Origin of the sequence: uncultured Luteimonas sp. (assembly GCF_947492465.1) — a bacterium.
Classification (GTDB): domain Bacteria; phylum Pseudomonadota; class Gammaproteobacteria; order Xanthomonadales; family Xanthomonadaceae; genus Luteimonas.
The window spans coordinates 117,019-133,336 of record NZ_CANLNF010000004.1; the positions used below are offsets into that span (position 1 = coordinate 117,019).

Annotated in this window: 14 protein-coding genes; 7 read left to right on the plus strand and 7 right to left on the minus strand. The window is 71.0% G+C overall.

What is annotated here, in order from left to right; genetic code table 11:
- Nucleotides 1-8: 8 nt before the first annotated feature.
- From Q0863_RS11040 to Q0863_RS11065, 6 genes are read right to left on the minus strand one after another with little or no spacing between them, the layout of a single operon-like run.
- Nucleotides 9-1,169, minus strand: coding sequence for a glycosyltransferase family 4 protein (locus tag Q0863_RS11040; protein WP_298577923.1), 1,161 nt, complete (start codon nt 1,167-1,169; stop codon nt 9-11).
- Nucleotides 1,166-2,275: a glycosyltransferase gene (locus Q0863_RS11045; RefSeq protein WP_298577924.1), complete on the minus strand. Its 1,110-nt coding sequence runs from the start codon at nt 2,273-2,275 to the stop codon at nt 1,166-1,168. Before Q0863_RS11045 ends, Q0863_RS11040 begins: the two co-directional genes overlap by 4 nt.
- The gene (locus Q0863_RS11050) at nt 2,272-3,627 is read right to left on the minus strand and encodes a phenylacetate--CoA ligase family protein (protein WP_298577925.1); all 1,356 of its coding nucleotides are present in this window, start codon (nt 3,625-3,627) and stop codon (nt 2,272-2,274) included. The genes Q0863_RS11045 and Q0863_RS11050 overlap by 4 nt, the downstream gene beginning before the upstream one ends.
- The gene (locus Q0863_RS11055) at nt 3,624-5,174 is read right to left on the minus strand and encodes an oligosaccharide flippase family protein (protein ID WP_298577926.1); all 1,551 of its coding nucleotides are present in this window, start codon (nt 5,172-5,174) and stop codon (nt 3,624-3,626) included. The genes Q0863_RS11050 and Q0863_RS11055 overlap by 4 nt, the downstream gene beginning before the upstream one ends.
- Complete coding sequence (locus tag Q0863_RS11060; RefSeq protein WP_298577928.1) at nt 5,171-6,448, minus strand: O-antigen ligase family protein; 1,278 nt, start codon at nt 6,446-6,448, stop codon at nt 5,171-5,173. The genes Q0863_RS11055 and Q0863_RS11060 overlap by 4 nt, the downstream gene beginning before the upstream one ends.
- Nucleotides 6,448-7,530, minus strand: coding sequence for a polysaccharide deacetylase family protein (locus tag Q0863_RS11065; RefSeq protein ID WP_298577929.1), 1,083 nt, complete (start codon nt 7,528-7,530; stop codon nt 6,448-6,450). Before Q0863_RS11065 ends, Q0863_RS11060 begins: the two co-directional genes overlap by 1 nt.
- Between Q0863_RS11065 and Q0863_RS11070 the strand changes: the two genes are divergently transcribed.
- From Q0863_RS11070 to asnB, 3 genes are read left to right on the plus strand one after another with little or no spacing between them, the layout of a single operon-like run.
- On the plus strand, nt 7,529-8,512 hold the full coding sequence (locus Q0863_RS11070; protein WP_298577930.1) for a J domain-containing protein: 984 nt from the start codon (nt 7,529-7,531) through the stop codon (nt 8,510-8,512). The two genes, Q0863_RS11065 and Q0863_RS11070, sit on opposite strands and share 2 nt — an antisense overlap.
- Nucleotides 8,509-9,120: a class I SAM-dependent methyltransferase gene (locus Q0863_RS11075; protein WP_298577931.1), complete on the plus strand. Its 612-nt coding sequence runs from the start codon at nt 8,509-8,511 to the stop codon at nt 9,118-9,120. Before Q0863_RS11070 ends, Q0863_RS11075 begins: the two co-directional genes overlap by 4 nt.
- 47 nt (nt 9,121-9,167) lie before the next feature.
- Nucleotides 9,168-11,105, plus strand: coding sequence for an asparagine synthase (glutamine-hydrolyzing) (asnB, locus tag Q0863_RS11080; RefSeq protein WP_298577932.1), 1,938 nt, complete (start codon nt 9,168-9,170; stop codon nt 11,103-11,105).
- Between the two features lie 22 nt (nt 11,106-11,127).
- Here asnB and Q0863_RS11085 read toward each other — a convergent pair whose 3' ends face one another.
- Nucleotides 11,128-12,231, minus strand: coding sequence for a PQQ-dependent sugar dehydrogenase (locus tag Q0863_RS11085; RefSeq protein WP_298577933.1), 1,104 nt, complete (start codon nt 12,229-12,231; stop codon nt 11,128-11,130).
- A 171-nt stretch (nt 12,232-12,402) separates the two neighbouring features.
- Here Q0863_RS11085 and Q0863_RS11090 point away from each other — a divergent pair, with 171 nt between their 5' ends.
- The 4 genes from Q0863_RS11090 to Q0863_RS11105 are packed head-to-tail and all read left to right on the plus strand — an operon-like array spanning nt 12,403 to nt 16,175.
- Nucleotides 12,403-12,651 carry an acyl carrier protein gene (locus Q0863_RS11090; protein ID WP_298577934.1) on the plus strand — a complete coding sequence of 83 codons (249 nt, stop codon included), beginning with the start codon at nt 12,403-12,405 and terminating at the stop codon, nt 12,649-12,651.
- A gap of 12 nt (nt 12,652-12,663) precedes the next feature.
- Nucleotides 12,664-14,157, plus strand: a complete 1,494-nt coding sequence (locus Q0863_RS11095) for an AMP-binding protein (RefSeq protein WP_298577935.1) — start codon at nt 12,664-12,666, stop codon at nt 14,155-14,157.
- Nucleotides 14,154-15,140: an NAD(+) synthase gene (gene nadE, locus Q0863_RS11100; protein ID WP_298577936.1), complete on the plus strand. Its 987-nt coding sequence runs from the start codon at nt 14,154-14,156 to the stop codon at nt 15,138-15,140. Before Q0863_RS11095 ends, nadE begins: the two co-directional genes overlap by 4 nt.
- Before the next feature lie 3 nt (nt 15,141-15,143).
- Nucleotides 15,144-16,175, plus strand: a complete 1,032-nt coding sequence (locus Q0863_RS11105) for a hypothetical protein (RefSeq protein WP_298577937.1) — start codon at nt 15,144-15,146, stop codon at nt 16,173-16,175.
- Nucleotides 16,176-16,318 lie beyond the last annotated feature (143 nt).

Genomic DNA, 16,318 nt, shown 5'->3' on the forward strand with positions numbered 1-16,318 from the left:
GGAGCGGTTCACTGGCGGGAAAGGGGCGTGGCGGCATCGCGCAGGATGCGGTCGAGCTGGCGGACATTGTCGTCCCAGCGGAAGCGGGCGGCGTGTTCGAGGATGCGATCGCGCGACCAGTCGCGCTGCAGCGCGTCGGCCAGGGCGCGGCCCAGCGCCTGGTGGTCGTGCGCAGGCACCAGGATACCGGCGTGCCCGGGCAGGACTTCGGGAATGCCGCCGACCCGGGTCGCCACCACCGGCAGGCCGCAGGCCATGGCCTCCAGCACCACGTTGGGCACGCCCTCGTTGTGGCTGGGCAGGCTGAGCACGTCGGCCGCCTGCATCCAGATGGGCAGCTGTTCGTGCGTACGCGCGCCGGCGAGCAGCACCTGGCCGGAGATCCCCAGCTGCTGCGCGCGGCGCTCCAGCGTCGCGCCGGCCGCACCGCTGCCGACGAACGCGAGCCGCGCCCGCGGGTGGTGCGCGAGCACCGCGGGGAAGGCTTCGAGCAGGTCGACGCAACCCTTGGCCGGCTTGAGGTTGCCGACGTAGAGCACCAGCGGCGCGTCCGCCGGCAACGCGAGCGCCTGGCGCGCCGCGGCCCGGTCGCCGGGCTGGAAGCGTGCGCTGTCCACGCCGTTGTAGAGCAGGTGGACGCGGGCCGGGTCCACCCCCAGTTCGCGGGCCTTGCCGGCGAGCGCATCGCTGACGGCGATCACCGCGCGCGCGCCGCGAAGCGCCGAGGCGATCTGCGGCCGGTGCAGCCGCTGGTTGGCCTGCACGTTGAGGTCGCTGCCGTGCACCTTGACCACGTACGGCAGGCCGAGCTTGCGCGCCAGGCGCGCGGTACCGACCGCATCTGGATAGCCCCAGCTCGCCAGCAGCAGGTCGTAGCGCTGGCGTCGCAGCTGCGCCCCGCGCTGCGCCATCAGCGAGGCATACCAGGCCAGCCCGTGCAGGCTGCGGCCGATGCGTGGGGGATACCAGAAGGTGAAGTCCGACGTGCGTGCGTGCTCGAGCACGGGCGTTTCGCCGCGCGGCCCGCGGCGTCGTTCGCGGAAATCGACCGCGACCATCACCTCCAGGTCGTGGAACTCTCCCAGCCGGTCGAACTGCTGCCGGTTGAAGCTGGCGCGCAGCGGATCCCAGGCGGTCGGGAACAGGTTGGTCAGCGCCAGGATCTTCATGCCAGCGCGCCCGCGTAGGCCTCGAGGTAGCGCGAGGACATCACCTCGAAGGTGGCGTTCGACAGCAGCCAGTCGCGGCCGGCGCGGCCGATCTGCGCGGCGCCCGCGGGATCGGCGAGCAGGCGCTCGAGCGCGGTCGCGAATGCGTCCGGCGAGCTCGGCGGCACCACAAGGCCATTGACGCCATCCTCGACGATCTCGGCGTTGCCGCCGACGTCGGTGGCCACGATCGGCAGGGCGCTGGCGCAGGCTTCGAGCAGGGCGATCGAGTAGCCCTCCGAGATCGACGACATCGCAAAGATCGAGAACGCCGGCAGCAGCTGCGGCACGTCGCTGCGGTCGCCGAGCAGGAACACGCGCCCGCCGAGGCCGGCCGCGGCGATGGCGGCTTCGATGGCGCCGCGCTCGCCGCCTTCGCCGGCGATCACCAGGGCCGCATCGTCGCGCCGGGCGCAGACCCGGGCGAACGCCGCGATCATCGTCGGCAGGTCCTTGGCCCAGTTCAGCCGCCCGACGAAGCCGACCAGCTGCGTGTCCGGCGACAGCCCGAGGCTGCAAGCAAGCTGCGCGCGCAGCTGGGGGTCGCGCTCGCGGAACGGTTCGGGATGGATGCCGTTGGGCAGCACCCGCAGCCGGTGCGCGGGCACCAGTCCGGCATCGGCCAAGCGGCGGCCGGCCGCCTCGGAGACGGCCACCGCCACGTCGGTGCGGCGCATCGACTGGCGGAACAGCCATTCGCGCCGGCTGGCCGGGCTGGCGTCGCCCATGCCGTGGCGCGTGTTCACGACCCGGCGCAGGACCAGTCCCAGCGAGGCGACGATGGCGTAGTAGTGCGGCAGGCCGTTGTGGCTGTGCAGCACTTCGGTGCGATGCGCGGCCAGTGCCCGGCGCAGGCGCAGCACGGCGCGCAGGTCGGCGCCATCGCGCTTGCCGCAGGCCACCACGCGGATGCCGTGCGCGGCCAGCTCGGGCGCCAGCGATCCGGCCTCGAACAGGCATACGACCTGGCAATCGTGGCCGGCCGCGGACTGCGCCCTGGCCAGGTCGATCACCACGCGTTCCAGGCCACCACGGTTCAGGTTTTCGACCACATGGCTGATCCTCACGGCAGCCTCGATACGGTCACGCGCAGCTTGCCGCTCGCCGTCAGCGGGATGTCGTCGACGCGCTGCAGGTCGAGGCTGGCCTCGCTGCCGAGGACCTTGGCCAGCTCGCGCCGCACGTAGGCTTCCTGCCCCGCGCCGAACTCCGGCCCGGGCACGACCCTGAGGATGAAGCGCTCGAGACTGTCCTGCACCACCTGGAAGCGGCGCACGCCGGCGACGTCCTTGAGCATGTGCGGGAAGAACTCGCCCGGCAGCACGCGTCCGTCCGGGGTGCGGATGGCGTCGAGCCGGCGGCCGTCGATCCGGCTCAGCCGCGGCAGGCCGCGCCGACCGTGCGCATGCCAGGCGGACCGGCGGCTGGCGACGTCGCCGTTGACGTAGCGGATGAAGGGCATGCCCAGGTTGTGCAGGTCGGTAATGGCGAGTTCCCCGGTCTCGTTGCCGTCTCCGGCCTGTGTCGCGCCCGTCAGCTCGACCACGAGGTGGTCGGCGTTGACCAGCAGCCCCTCGCGATCCTCCGCTTCGCAGGCGATCAGCATGAACTCGCGGCAGCCGTAGGTGTTGTAGGCCTTCGCCCCCGGGAACGCCGCTTCGATGATCGGCCGCTGGAAGTCGTGCAGCGCCTCGGCGGCGCCCAGCACCGACACCACCCCTGGGATGCTGCGGCCCTGCGCGAGCAGCCATCTTGATAGACGCACAATGGGGTCGACATAGGCCACGATCACTTCGGGCCGGTAGGCGGCGATGGCGTCGGCGTAGGCCGCCATGTTGTCGTCGCGCATCAGGAAGCTGTTGAGCATGCGCCGGTGGTAGGTGGCGTGGTACAGCCGCTCCTTCATCTGCGCGGCGCGGCCCGGCTCGCCGACCGCGCCGCCCCACAGGAACAGCGCACGCCGCCCCATCTTGGCGCCGGTCCAGGCGTAGCCGCGCCACATCACCGCGGCGCGGCGGTCGTTGCTCTCGCGGGTGTAGCCGAAGCGCAGCGGCTCGCCGGTGGAGCCGCCGGTGGCCTTGTACAGCAGGCCATCGCGCAGCGAACGCGCCTTGAGGTCCTCGCCGTGCGCGCGGATGTCGTCCTTGGTCAGCACCGGCAGGCGCGCGTAGTCGTCCATCGAACGGAGATCGCCCGGCTCGAAGCCGATCGTCTCCCAGCGGCTGCGGTAGAACGGCACCTCGTGCCAGCAATGCGCGACCAGCGCCTGCAGCTTGCTCCACTGGATCGCCGCGATCTCGTCCGGCGAACGCCACTGGTTGGCCTCGTACCCGGCCAGGTGGCGCAGCATGCCGCGCCCGCGCAGCGCCTCGTAGGACGGGTACAGGACGTGGCGGAACGTGCGTTCGTACAGGCTCATGCCGAAGCTTCCGCGCGTCGCGTCGCCCAGCCCAGCACGCGGCCCAGGAACGCCGGGCGCCCGCCGGTGAGCTGCGCGTGCAGCTGCTGGAAGTGGCGCAGGTCGGCCACGCTCCAGAACCCGAGCAGCAGGGTGCAGACCGCGTAGAGCACCGCCAGCGTTGCGCCGCCCAGCGCCAGCGTCGGCACGACCGGCAGGTGGCCCTTCACCGCCCATGCCGCCGCGGCGGCAAGCGCGGCAGCGGCCAGCACCCGGCATATCCGGCCCCATTCCAGGCGCGCGCCGCTGTAGCGCAGCGCCAGTCCGGTCACCAGCACGCCGCTCAGGATGCTGGTCGCGCCATAGGCGACCACCGCACCGGTCAGCCCGTAGCGCTGCACCAGCACGATATCCAGCGCCAGCTTCACCAGCGAGCACGCCACCACGATGATCATCAGCGCGCGCTGGCGGTCGGCGCCCAGCAGGTAACCCGAGGCGGCCTGCGACAGCGTCGCGATGGAACCGGCCGCGAGGCAGCCGGCGAACGCGAACGCTGCCGGCGCGAACGCCTCGCCGTACAGCAGGCCGATGATCTCGTGGGCGAACACCACGCCGAATGCCACCAGCGGCGCGGCCAGTGCGCTGAGATAGGTGGTCGACATCGACAGGCGCCGGCTCACCACCTCCCGGCCCTGGGCCAGGGCATTGGCCATCATCGGCAGCAGCAGCGCCCCGAACACGCCCGGCACCAGCAGCAGTGCGCCGCTGGAGAGCTGGAAGGCGACCTTGAACTGCCCTGCCGAGGCCGACGTATCGAACAGGGTCAGGAACAGCACCTCGACCTCGCTGGCGGTGATGAAGCTGACCGCCACGCTGACCGCCACCAGCGCCGTGTAGCTGCGCAGGCGCCGCCGCGTGTCCGCGTCGAGCGGCTCACGCGCGGCGGCCGGCGGCAGGAGCGGCGCGACCTGGCGGCGCGAGATCCACCAGAACACGAAGCTCGACACGGTGAACGTGCCCAGGAACCACTCCATCGGTCCGTCCAGCCACCACACCAGCAGGATCAGCAGCAGGTTCAGCGGCGCCACGATCACCGCGATCGCGGCGGTGGCGCGGAAGTTCTCGTAACCCTTGGCGATGCCCACGTTGAGCATGTACGAGGCGCGCAGCGCGGTGGTGACCAGCAGGATCAACAGCAGCAGGCCATGGTCGAAGCCCGGCATCAGCCGCTGGCCCTGCAGCAGGAACAGCGCCGTGCCGCCCAGCAGCACCACCGCCAGGAAGCCGCCCTGCACGCGCCAGGCCCAGGCCAGCAGCGAGCGGATCTGCGACTCGCGCCCGGCGCCGCGCAGTTCGGCGACGAACTTGATCACCGCGCTGGCCACGCCGGAGTTGGTGATCACCACGCCGGTGGCGACCAGCCAGATCACCAGGCTGTAGGCGCCGAAATCCGCCGGCCCCAGGTGCCGGGCGATGACGATCGAGGTCAGCATGCCGAGGAAGTACTCGGTGTAGATGCCCACCGAGGAGAACAGCGTGTTGCGGATGACCTGGCCGCGGGTGCTCATGCGCCCGCCATCACGAACAGGACCTTGACCACGATCCACAGCACGATCGCGCTGCCGACCGCGAGCACGCACCACTTGAACCAGTCGCGCTGCACGCTGAAGGCGGGCAGGCCCCCCCAGCGCTCCTGCGCGCCGCCGTACCAGCCGGTGACCAGGCCGAGCAGGATGTAGAGCAGGATCACGTAGCTGCGGCTCAGGAAGAAGGCGCAGGCGAAGAAGCCGACCATCGCGATCAGCAGGGTCATCGCCATCCGCCGTTCCTCGGTCCACAGCACCTGGTGCTGCGGATCCTCCATCTTCGCGGGCAGCCGCAGCACCATCACCGGCATCAGCACGCAGTAGCCCACCATCGCCAGCCACACCGTGTAGCCGACGATCCCGGTTTCGGCGAGCACCAGCACGAACGAGTTGTGCGCGGTCAGGAAGGTGTGCTCGGTGAAGTTGCCCACGCCCACGCCGAACACCGGGTTGGCCAGGAACATCTGGATGCCGTCGTACCAGGTCTCGATGCGCCCGTAGGCCGACGACTCGCCGGCGTCGAGTTCCTGCATGCGCGTGGGCAGGGCCATCAGCACCGCCATGCCGGCCGCGCCCACGGTGCCGGCCACGAGCAGGCCCCGGCGCAGCCACAGCCAGATGCCGGCCATCGCCATGACCGCCAGGAACGATCCGCGCGAGTCGGTCAGGTAGACGCCATAAAGCAGGGTGACCGCCACCGCCATCCAGAACAGCCGGCGCAGGCCCAGCATGCCGCCGCGGCCGGCCATCAGCAGGGTCATCGGGATCGCGATGATGAACAGCATCGCGAGGTCGTTGGGATCGCTGAAGATGCCCACGTACTGGATGCGGCCGTCCTGCACGGTCGGCATGCCGGTCCAGCCCTGGCCGAGCTTGACCTGCCCGATGCCGTGGATCGTCAGCACTGCCGCGCAGATCGAGATCACCCACATCAGCCGGCGCATGTTCTTCGGCGAGTGGCTGGCCTGGGCGATCAGGATCAGGGCCAGCAGCGACGGCAGCAGCTCGAGCAGGCGCGTCACCGCGCCGCCCGCCCAGCCGTTCACGACCATGGTCAGCATCGCCACCACGATGAACACCGCGAACAGCAGGTAGGTCGGCTGTGCCAGCGGCCGCCGGCTGCTGCTGATGAACCAGGTGCCGAGGGCGCCGAGCATCGCGATCGGCAGGATCGGGATGCCCATGTCGAGCAGGGCCGGATACTCCTGGGGGCGGATCAGTACCAGGCCCAGCCAGGTCAGCAGGAACAGCATCATCACGAATATGTCCGGAGCGTGGATCGGTGCGCGAACATCTCGGGCACCGCGAGCATGCCTTCGAACCAGGCGCGGTCGACGCTGGTTTCCACCGGCGTGCGCAGGAGACGGTAGCGGTCGGCCGCCGGCAGGGGGTTGGTGCCGCTGACATAGCTGAAACCGATGCGGAAACCGTGTGCGCGCACCGCATCGAGCACGCGCGCATCGTAGGCATCGGGGCCGCCGACGGGATAGGACACCGAGATCGCCGGTGTGCCCAGCTCCTCGGTCAGGCGTCGCTGGCATTGCGTGACCTCGTCCAGCAACGCCTCGTCCGGCAGTTTGGCGAGCATGCGGTGGTGCACGCCGTGGGCACCGATGTCCATGCCCGCGTCGCGCATCTCGCGCAGCTGGTCCCAGGTCATCGGCCGGCAGTCCACGTGGCCCTGCGACCGCGGCCTGTCGCAGGCGCGTTCGAATTCCGCGATCAGCGCCTGCTGGCCCGCGTCGTCCAGGTACTTCAGGCGATACAGCACCAGTCCGCTGAGCTCGCGCCTGGCCTCGAGGCCGGAAGGCAGCGGAACGTCGATGTCCAGCGTGGGCAGCTGCAGGCGCCCCGTCCGCGCGGTCACCACCAGGTGCGCCAGCCAGTCGTAGCCATAGGGCAGGCCATTGTCGATGTGTCCGGTGGCGACGAAGAAGGTGGCCGGCACGCCGAACTCGCGCAGGATCGGGAACGCGATCGCATGGTTGTCGTCATAGCCGTCGTCGAAGGTGACCAGCACGGGATCGCGCGGCAGCGCCGGACCGCCGTCGAGCGCGGCGACGACCTCGCGGCACGACACCGGATGGAAGCGCTGCGCCACGTGCCGCATCTGTGCCCGGAAATCCTCCGGGGTGGCGCTGACCAGGTCCGGGTCGAAGGCGAAACCGTCGCTGAGTTCGCGCACGCGGTGGTAGGCCAGCACGCGCAGGTCGCGGCGGAGCAGGCGCCGGGCGCCCTGCAGCAGGGGCAGCAGGCCCAGACGGTGCGTGCTGTTGGCCAGGCGCTGCCTGCGCGCCGGGCGTGGCCCCTGGCCGGACTTGGCGTGGTCATCGGACATGGCGTTGCACGTCGCTGGCCGCGGTGCCGGCAGCGCGCTGGCCGCCCAGGGCATGGCGCACGTGCCTCCTCCCAGTGGCGAAAGCGGAAACGGCCGGCGATGCGGAAACCCACACGGCCTCCCCGCCGGCGGCACGTGGCCTCCGCGAAGCACAGGGGCTCGTCGCGCGTGCTGCCATGGCCGCGCGCGCGCGCGGCTGGCCGGGCGGCGCACCGTTTCGCGTACGCTGTCTGGAACCATTCGCGCGCCGAAAACAGCTGTGTCCGATCCCACCGATTTCATCGCCCTGTACAACGAGCTCGGCATCGAGCCGGACTGCACGGTCGATGAGCTGCGCATGGCGTACCGGCGGCGCGTGGCCGACCTGCATCCGGATCGGGGTGGCGCATCGGACGGGGACGCACTGAAATCCCTCAACCTGCGCTATGCGTCCGCGCTCGAGTTCCATCGCCATTACGGCCGCCTCCCCGGCGCGCCGCCGGTGTCGCAGGCGCGGCCCAGGCCGGCAGCGGTCGAACCGCCGCGCTGGGAGGAGGCGCCCTTGCCGGAGCCGGGAGCGCGCAGGCCGTCGAGGGTCGTCTTGTGGGGCATCGTGTTGCTGGCGATCCTGGTGGTGTGGTGGATGTCGCGCACCGACGCCGGATTGCCGGGGTTCCAAGGTGCTGGTGTCGCGGTAAGTAAACGGCAAACGACATCGCGCACGGCCATCTCCCTGCGCCAGGGCATGCCGGCCGCCGAAGTGCTGGCGATGCTGGGCGAACCGGTCTCCCGCGAGCTCGGCGGCACCCAGTGGCTGTACGGCCCGTCCTGGGTGCGGCTGGAATGCAACGAAGTGATCGACTGGTACAGTTCGCCGCTGCATCCGCTCCGCGCTTCGCGCGCGCGGCCGACGGGCGACGAGGCGACCATCGCCGCCGCCGCGGGGACGCGTCGCTGCCCGCCCGGTTCCTCCACGCCCCACGACCTGCGGTATGCCCCATGACGCGTCTCCACGCCAAGCTGCGCAAAGCCGCCCGCCGGGCCTGGATGAAGTACGCGATGCGCGGGGTCGGCGGCGCCGACAACTACGAGCGGCTGGACCTGGCCTACAAGGTCGGCGATCCCTGGAACATGGAATCGGGGCTGGAACAGGCGCGCTTCGCGGCCACCAACAAGCTGATCGAGCGCCATTTCGGGCGGGTTGGCTCGCTGCTCGAAGTCGGCTGCGGGGAAGGCCACCAGACGCTCGCGCTGCAGCGGCTGGCAGGCCAGGTGCACGGCATCGACGTCAGTCCGACCGCGATCGAGCGCGCGCGCAAGCGGGTGCCGGGCGCGGAGTTCGCGGCGGCCGACATCCACCAGCAGCCCTGGGGCGACCAGCGTGGCCGCTTCGACCTGGTGGTGGCCTGCGAGGTGCTGTATTACGTCAAGGACATCCCGGCCACGCTGGAGCGCATGAGCCACCTCGGCCGCGCCTGCCTGGCCACGTTCTTCGCGCCGGCGCTGGTTCGCGTCGCGCCGCACCTGGAAGGCATCGAAGGCCTGCAGAAGGACTGGATGCAGCACCAGGGCGAGACGTGGCTGGTGTGCTGGTGGCGCAACCCGGAATGAGTGCGCGACCGGCGCACGCCGCGGTCGCAGACAGGGGGAACTGAGGCATGTGCGGACTTGCGGGATACCTCGGCCAGCCGGCCGATGCGGCCGGCTCGCGCGCGCTGCTGGAGCGGATGATCCATGCGCTCGCGCACCGCGGCCCGGACGGCTACGGCTTCCACGTCGAACCCGGCGTGGGCCTGGCGCATGCGCGCCTGTCGATCATCGACCTGAGCACCGGCGACCAGCCGATCCACAACCCGTCGCGCACGGTGTGGACGGTGTTCAACGGCGAGATCTTCAACTTCGTCGAACTGCGCGCCGATCTCGAGGCGCGCGGACACGTGTTCTACACGCATTCGGATACCGAGGTGATCGTGCATCTGTACGATCGCTACGGCGACGGTTTCGTCGAGCATCTCAACGGCCAGTTCACGATCGCGCTGTGGGACAGCGCAAGGCGGCGCCTGGTACTGGCGCGCGACCGTGCCGGCATCCGTCCGCTGTACTGGACGCAGGCGCGCGGCACGTTCTGGTTCGGCTCGGAGCCCAAGGCGCTGTTCGCCGCCGTGCCCGAACGTGCGCGGCTGTCTCTGCCGGGCCTGCTGCAGACCTTCAGCTACTGGGCGCCGCTGGATCCGGACAGCGCCTACGACGGCGTCAACAGCCTGCCGCCCGGCCACCTGCTGGCGATCGAGGCCGATGGCCGGCACAGGCTGACCCGGTACTGGGACTGGACTTTCCCCGACGCGGCGGACACGCGCGCGTCGCGTTTCGGCAGCATCGACCAGGCGGCGGGCGAGCTGCGCGAGCGCCTGATCGACGCGGTGCGCCTGCAGCTGCGCGCCGACGTGCCGGTCGGCGCCTATCTCAGCGGCGGCCTGGATTCCTCGGGCATCGTCGCCCTGATCCGCGGCTTCACCGACACCCCGGTGCGCACCTTCTCGGTGGCCTTCGACCAGGCCGAGTTCGACGAAAGCGGGCACCAGATGGCGATGGTGCGGCACCTGGGCACCGACCATTCCACGCTGCGCATCTCGCCGCGCGACATCGGCGCCGCGTTCCCGCGCCTGGTCGCGCATACCGAGACCCCGGTGCTGCGCACCGCCGCGGTGCCGATGATGCTGCTGGCCGATTCGGTGCGCGCACATGGCTATACCGTGGTGCTGACCGGCGAGGGCGCGGACGAGGTGTTCGCCGGCTACGACCTGTTCAAGGAAGCCAAGGTGCGGCGCTTCTGGGCGCGACAGCCCGATTCGAAACTGCGGCCGAAGCTGCTGTCGCGACTGTACGGCTACCTGGAGAATTCGCCCGCGGCCAACCCTGCGTTCGCCGCCTCGTTCTTCGGCCAGGGGCGCGAACACATCGACCGCGCGGTGTTCGCGCACGTGCCGCGATGGGCGACGTCGCAGCGCGCCTTCGCCTTCCTGTCGCCGGCGCTGCGCGCCGAGGCCGCGCGATGGGATGCGCTGTCCTTCGCCGAATCGCGCCTGCCGGACAACATTCTCGACTGGGCGCCGCTTGCGCGCGACCAGTACGTCGAGGCCAAGACCCTGCTGGCCGGCTACCTGCTGGCCGCGCAGGGCGACCGGGCGGCGATGGCTGCGTCGATCGAGGGCCGCTATCCCTACCTCGACCACACCCTCATCGAGTTCGCCAATCGCCTGCCGCCATCGTGGAAGATCCGCGGCCTGACCGAGAAGCACATCCTGCGCCTGGCCCTGGCCGACCTGCTGCCGCGCGACATCGCCCAGCGCACCAAGCAGCCCTACCGGGCGCCGGACAGCGCCAGCTTCTTCGTCGACGGCAAGCCGCTGGACTACGTGGCCGAGCTGTTCTCGCCGGAGAACCTGCGCGCCAGTGGCGTGTTCGACGTGGACGCGGTGGCGCGGCTGTTCGCCAAGGCGCAGGCGGGCAGGGTGATCGGCTTCGCCGACAACCAGGCCTTCGTCGGCCTGCTCTCGACCCTGCTGCTGCTGCGCGACCGTCCGCTCGCGGCGTAGCGCAACGCGTTCGCGCCAGCCGCTACGGCGTCGCCGCCGGTTCCAGACGCAGGATCCTGCCGTCGGTGCTGTCGGTGAGCAGGTACACCAACCCGTCCGGGCCGACGCGCACGTCGCGGATACGGTCGCCGCCCCGCAGCAGGCGCTCCTCGTGCACGACGCGCGCGCCGTCGAGCTCGAGCCGGATCAGCGCCTGGCCCGCCAGCGCACCTAGCAGCAGGTTGCCGTGCCATCCGGGGAACGCGTCGCCGTCGTAGAAGGCCATGCCGCTGACCGCAGGCGACTTCGGCCAGAAGTGCAGCGGCGCCTCCATGCCCTCCGCGCTCGTACCGACTGCGCCGGGCACCGGCTGGCCCGAGTAGTCCAGGCCGTGCGTCGCCAGCGGCCAGCCGTAGTTGCGTCCGGCGCGCGGCAGGTTGATCTCGTCGCCGCCCATCGGCCCGTGCTCGTGCAGCCACGGTTCGCGCGTGTCCGGATGCAGGGCCATGCCCTGGATGTTGCGGTGGCCATAGCTCCAGATCTCGGCGCGCGCGCCATCTCGGCCCACGAAGGGATTGTCCTCCGGCACGCGGCCGTCCGGATGCAGGCGCACCAGCTTGCCCTGCAGGTGGTCGAGCAGCTGTGCCTTGCCGGCATCACGGTTGTCGCCGGTGCCGACGAACAGCATGCCGGCGTCGTCGAACACGATGCGCGCGCCCAGGTGGCTGCCGCTGGAAAGCTTGGGTTCCTGCCGGAACACCACCTCGACGTCGTCCAGTCCGCGCTCGCCCAGGCGGCCGCGCGCCACGGCGGTGCCGGCCTTGTTGCCGCGCCAGTTCGCCTCGCCATAGGCGATGTACACCAGCCGGTCCTCGGCAAATGTCGGCGATGGCGCGACATCGAGCAGTCCGCTCTGGCCCTGCAGGAACACCGCCGGCACGCCTTCGAGCGGCGCGGACACCGTGCCATCGGCATCGATGCGCCGCAGCCGCCCGGGCCGCTCGGTCACCAGCATCGCGCCATCGGGCAGGAAGGCCAGCGACCACGGACGTACCAGGCCATCGGCGAACACGCGCACGCCCAGCGCGCCGTGTTCGGTCTGGATGGTCTCGATCGCGCCGTTGGCGTGGACGCGCGGCGTGGACACGATGTCCTCACCACTCTCCGGATCCCGTTCTAGACCACAGGCGGACAGTCCGATGGCCATGCACATGCAGGCAACGGACCGTCCAAGACGCACGACGGCTGCACGGCGAAGGCGGGAAGCGCGCGGGGCCAGAAGCATACTCGTTCACCTGGACTGGGGATTCGGATCGACATGAGCCGGCGGCAGCAGATCAAGCAGTTCATCCTGGGCAACTTCCTGTTCACCGACGACGACTCCGCGTTCGCCGATGATACGTCGCTGATCCAGCAGGGCATCGTGGATTCGACCGGTATCCTGGAGCTGATCGGTTTCATCGAGGAGACCTGGCCGATCAACGTGCCGCCGGAGGACATGACCCCGGCCCACTTCGACAGCCTGTCGGCCATCGACCGCTACCTCGACGGTCGCCTCGCGGCGTAAGCGGGCCTGGCGATGGACACCCTGCTCGCGCGGCTGGAACACACCGCCGCTGCGATGCCCGCGCGCGTGGCGCTGCAGCAGCGGGACCGGCATCTGGACTACCGGGCCCTGCGCGAGGCCGTGGACGGCTTCGCACGCAGGCTGCGCGCCGAAGGTGTCGCGCCGGGCGACCGCGTGGCGCTGATCCTGCCTAATTGCCTGGAGGCGGCCATCGCCTGGTACGGCAGCTGGCGCGCCCGCGCGGTGGCGGTGCCCCTGAACGCGCAGGCGCGCGAACGCGATTTCGTACCCTGGCTGCGGCACTGCGGCGCGCGCGTGCTGGTGCATGCGCCCACGCACGCCGATGCGCAGCACGCCGCCGCCGCCACGGGCGTCCCGGGCCTGGCGCTGGATCCCGCGGGTCATGCGACGGGCGCCTTCGCCGACGAGCCGGACGCACCGTTGCCTGCGCTGCCGCAGATCGACGCGCTCGCCGCGATCCTCTACACCTCTGGCACCACCGGCGCGCCCAAGGGCGTGGCCCTGAGCCATCGCAACCTCGCCGCCAACACCGCCTCGATCCTCGACTATCTGCAGCTCACCGCCGAAGACAGCACGGTCAGCGCGCTGCCGTTCTACTACGCTTACGGCGCCTCGGTGCTGCACACCCACCTGGCGGTGGGCGCGCGCGTGGTGCTGGAAGACAACGTGGTGTTTCCGCACCTGATCACCGAGGCGCTGGCGCGCGAACGGGCCACCGGCTTCTCGGGCGTGCCCTCGACCTTCGCCCTGCTGCTCGATCGCGGGCAGCTCGAGCGCCACGACCTGTCCTGCCTGCGCTACCTCACCCAGGCTGGCGGTGCGATGGCGCCCGCGCTCACGCGGCGCCTGCGCGAGGCCCTGCCGCAGGCGGCATTGTTCGTGATGTACGGGCAGACCGAGGCGAGCGCGCGCCTGAGCTGCCTGCGGCCCGACCATCTCGACGACAAGCTCGGCTCGGCCGGCACACCGATCGCCGGCGTCGAGATCCAGGTGCGGCGCGACGACGGCACACGGGCCGCGCCGGGCGAACATGGCGAAGTCTGGGCGCGCGGCGCCAACGTCATGACCGGCTACTGGAACGCGCCCGACGCCACTGCCGCGACGATCGTCGACGGCTGGCTGCGTACCGGCGACCTCGGCCATCTCGATGGCGACGGCTTCCTGTGGCTGGCGGGCCGCCGCAGCGACATGATCAAGACCGGCGCGCACCGCGTGCATCCGCAGGACATCGAGGAAGTGATCGCCGAACTGCCAGGCGTGCGCGAAGTGGCGATCGCCGGGGTGGACGATCCGCTGCTCGGCCAGGTGGTGGCCGCCTTCGTCGTGCGCGAGGGCGCCGCGCCGACCGAGATGATGGTCAAGGCGCACTGCCGCCAGCGCCTGGCCGCCTACAAGATTCCCAGGACCGTCGCCTTCGTGCCGGACCTGCCCAAGACCGCGTCGGGCAAGATCCGCCGCGCCGCCCTGCAAGAGGAGATCCAATGACTGCGCTCGATCCGTCCGTGCTTGAGCTCGACTACGCCGCCGAAGCCGACCGCATCGCAGCGCGCCTGCGCGAGATCGTCGCGCGCGACCTGCACCGGCGTGGTCTGGTGGTCGCGATCTCCGGCGGCATCGACAGCACCACCTGCGCCGCGCTCGCGGTGCGCGCGCTGGGTCCGGAACGCGTGTTCTGCCTGATTTTGCCCGAGCGCGATTCCAGCGACGACAGCGCGGTGCGCGCCAACATCCTGGCCGAGCACCTGGGCGTGCGCGTGCACACCCACGACATCGCCCCGGCGCTCGCCGCGATCGGCTGCTACGAGGCGCGCGACAACGCCGTGCGCACCGTGCTGCCGGGCTATGGCGAGGGCTGGAAGTTCAAGATCGTCATCGCCGGCGGCGCGCAGGGGCTGATCAACCGCTTCCGCATCGTCGCCGAGGATCCGTCCGGCACGCGCCACGAGCAGGACCTGCCGCTGGAGGCCTACCTGACCATCGTCGCGGCCACCAACTTCAAGCAGCGCATCCGCAAGACGCTCGAATATTTCCACGCCGACCGGCTCAACTACGCCGTGACCGGCACGCCCAACCGTCTCGAGTACGACCAGGGGTTCTTCGTCAAGAACGGCGACGGCGCCGCCGACGTCAAGCCGATCGCGCATCTGTACAAGAGCCAGGTCTACGCCATGGCCCGCCATCTGGGCGTCCCCGAGCGCGTGACGTCGGCCACGCCGACCACCGACACCTATTCGCTGGCGCAGGGCCAGGACGAGTTCTACTTCGCGCTGCCGTACGCGCAGATGGACCTCGCGCTGTGGGCGCTCAACCATGACCGTCCCGCGGGAGAACTGGCCGCAGCACTGGGCGTGTCCGACGCGCAGGCGCAGGCGATCTACGACGACATCCGCGCCAAGCGCCGCACCACCGCCTACCTGCACCGCGCGCCGGTGCTGGTCGAGCCGGTCCCCGAACCGCACCGGCGCTGATCCATGGCGCAGCCGCCCGCCTACACCGTCCACGAAGCCGACGTCGAGCGCGATCGCGGGCTGATCCTGTCGCTGTGGAGCGGCAACCTCGGCCAGGATGCGCGCATGGCGCGCAAGTACGACTGGTTCTACCGGCATTGCCCGTTCGGCGCGCCGCTCACCCTGTTGCTGCGCCACGAGGAGAGCGGCGACTGGGTGGGCGTGGCCAGTGCCGGTCCGCGGCCGATGTGGATGGATGGGCGTCGCGTGCTGGCAGGCGTGCTGGTCGACCTGGCGGTGGCGAGCGAACACCGTTCGCTCGGGCCGGCCCTGATGCTGCAGATGGCGCTGATGGAGGCGGGCCTGCGCCGCTTCGACCTGCTCTACGGCTTCCCCAATCCCAAGGCCGCCGCGGTGTTCAAGCGCGTGGGTTACGCATCGCTGGGCGCGCTGGCGCGACATGCGCGCGTGCTGCGGCATGCCGGCTACGTGCGCAGGCGCCTGCCGGCACCGCTGGCCGCGCCCGCGGGCTGGCTGCTCGACCTGGCCGACCGCGCGCGCCTGTGGTCGGCGAGCGGCGGACTGCAGGCGCAGTGGCACGATCGCGCGGATGCGAGCGGCGAGACGCCGTGGTCGACCGCATCGGCGGGGCAGGGGCCGGTGGCCATCCGCGACGTGGCCTTCCGCCGCTGGCGGCTCGACGAATGCCCGCTGGTCCAGCTGTGCCACCTGCAGGTGCGCGATGGCGGCGGCAACCTCGTGGCCTGGTTCGCCTGCGAGGCGCGCGAGCACGGCCTGCATGTCGTCGATGCCTGGACGGTGCAGGGGGAGGATGGCCCGTCGCAGGCGCAGCTCGCCGCCCTGCTGCGCGCCGCCCGCGCCGCCGGTCATGCCTCGGTGTCGGTGGAACTGGGCGGCGCGGCCGCCACCGCTGCCTGGCGCGACGCCGGTTTCGTGGCCCGCGAATCGCGTCCGGTCTTCGGCCGCGCCCGCGACGGCGACACCGCGGCGCTTGCTGACCGCATCTGGCTCACCTCCGCCGACGAGGACGAGTAGCTGGCACCGTGCCGTCCGAAGTCTTTCCCGCCATTCTCCCTCCCGCGCGCGGGAGGGCCGGGGTGGGGGCCTCCCGGCATCCACGCGTCCCCACGGCGCCTTTGCCCGCCCAGGCCCACATCCCGAACCCACCACCGGGTCGC

Coding starts and splice junctions, on each gene's coding strand:
- Q0863_RS11105 (WP_298577937.1), top strand. CDS start 15,144: ATGGCGCAGCCGCCCGCCTACACCGTCCACGAAGCCGACGTCGAGCGC.
- Q0863_RS11040 (WP_298577923.1), bottom strand. CDS start 1,169: ATGAAGATCCTGGCGCTGACCAACCTGTTCCCGACCGCCTGGGATCCG.
- Q0863_RS11095 (WP_298577935.1), top strand. CDS start 12,664: ATGGACACCCTGCTCGCGCGGCTGGAACACACCGCCGCTGCGATGCCC.
- Q0863_RS11075 (WP_298577931.1), top strand. CDS start 8,509: ATGACGCGTCTCCACGCCAAGCTGCGCAAAGCCGCCCGCCGGGCCTGG.
- Q0863_RS11050 (WP_298577925.1), bottom strand. CDS start 3,627: ATGAGCCTGTACGAACGCACGTTCCGCCACGTCCTGTACCCGTCCTAC.
- Q0863_RS11090 (WP_298577934.1), top strand. CDS start 12,403: ATGAGCCGGCGGCAGCAGATCAAGCAGTTCATCCTGGGCAACTTCCTG.
- asnB (WP_298577932.1), top strand. CDS start 9,168: ATGTGCGGACTTGCGGGATACCTCGGCCAGCCGGCCGATGCGGCCGGC.
- Q0863_RS11060 (WP_298577928.1), bottom strand. CDS start 6,448: ATGATGCTGTTCCTGCTGACCTGGCTGGGCCTGGTACTGATCCGCCCC.
- Q0863_RS11070 (WP_298577930.1), top strand. CDS start 7,529: ATGGCGTTGCACGTCGCTGGCCGCGGTGCCGGCAGCGCGCTGGCCGCC.
- Q0863_RS11055 (WP_298577926.1), bottom strand. CDS start 5,174: ATGAGCACCCGCGGCCAGGTCATCCGCAACACGCTGTTCTCCTCGGTG.
- Q0863_RS11065 (WP_298577929.1), bottom strand. CDS start 7,530: ATGTCCGATGACCACGCCAAGTCCGGCCAGGGGCCACGCCCGGCGCGC.
- nadE (WP_298577936.1), top strand. CDS start 14,154: ATGACTGCGCTCGATCCGTCCGTGCTTGAGCTCGACTACGCCGCCGAA.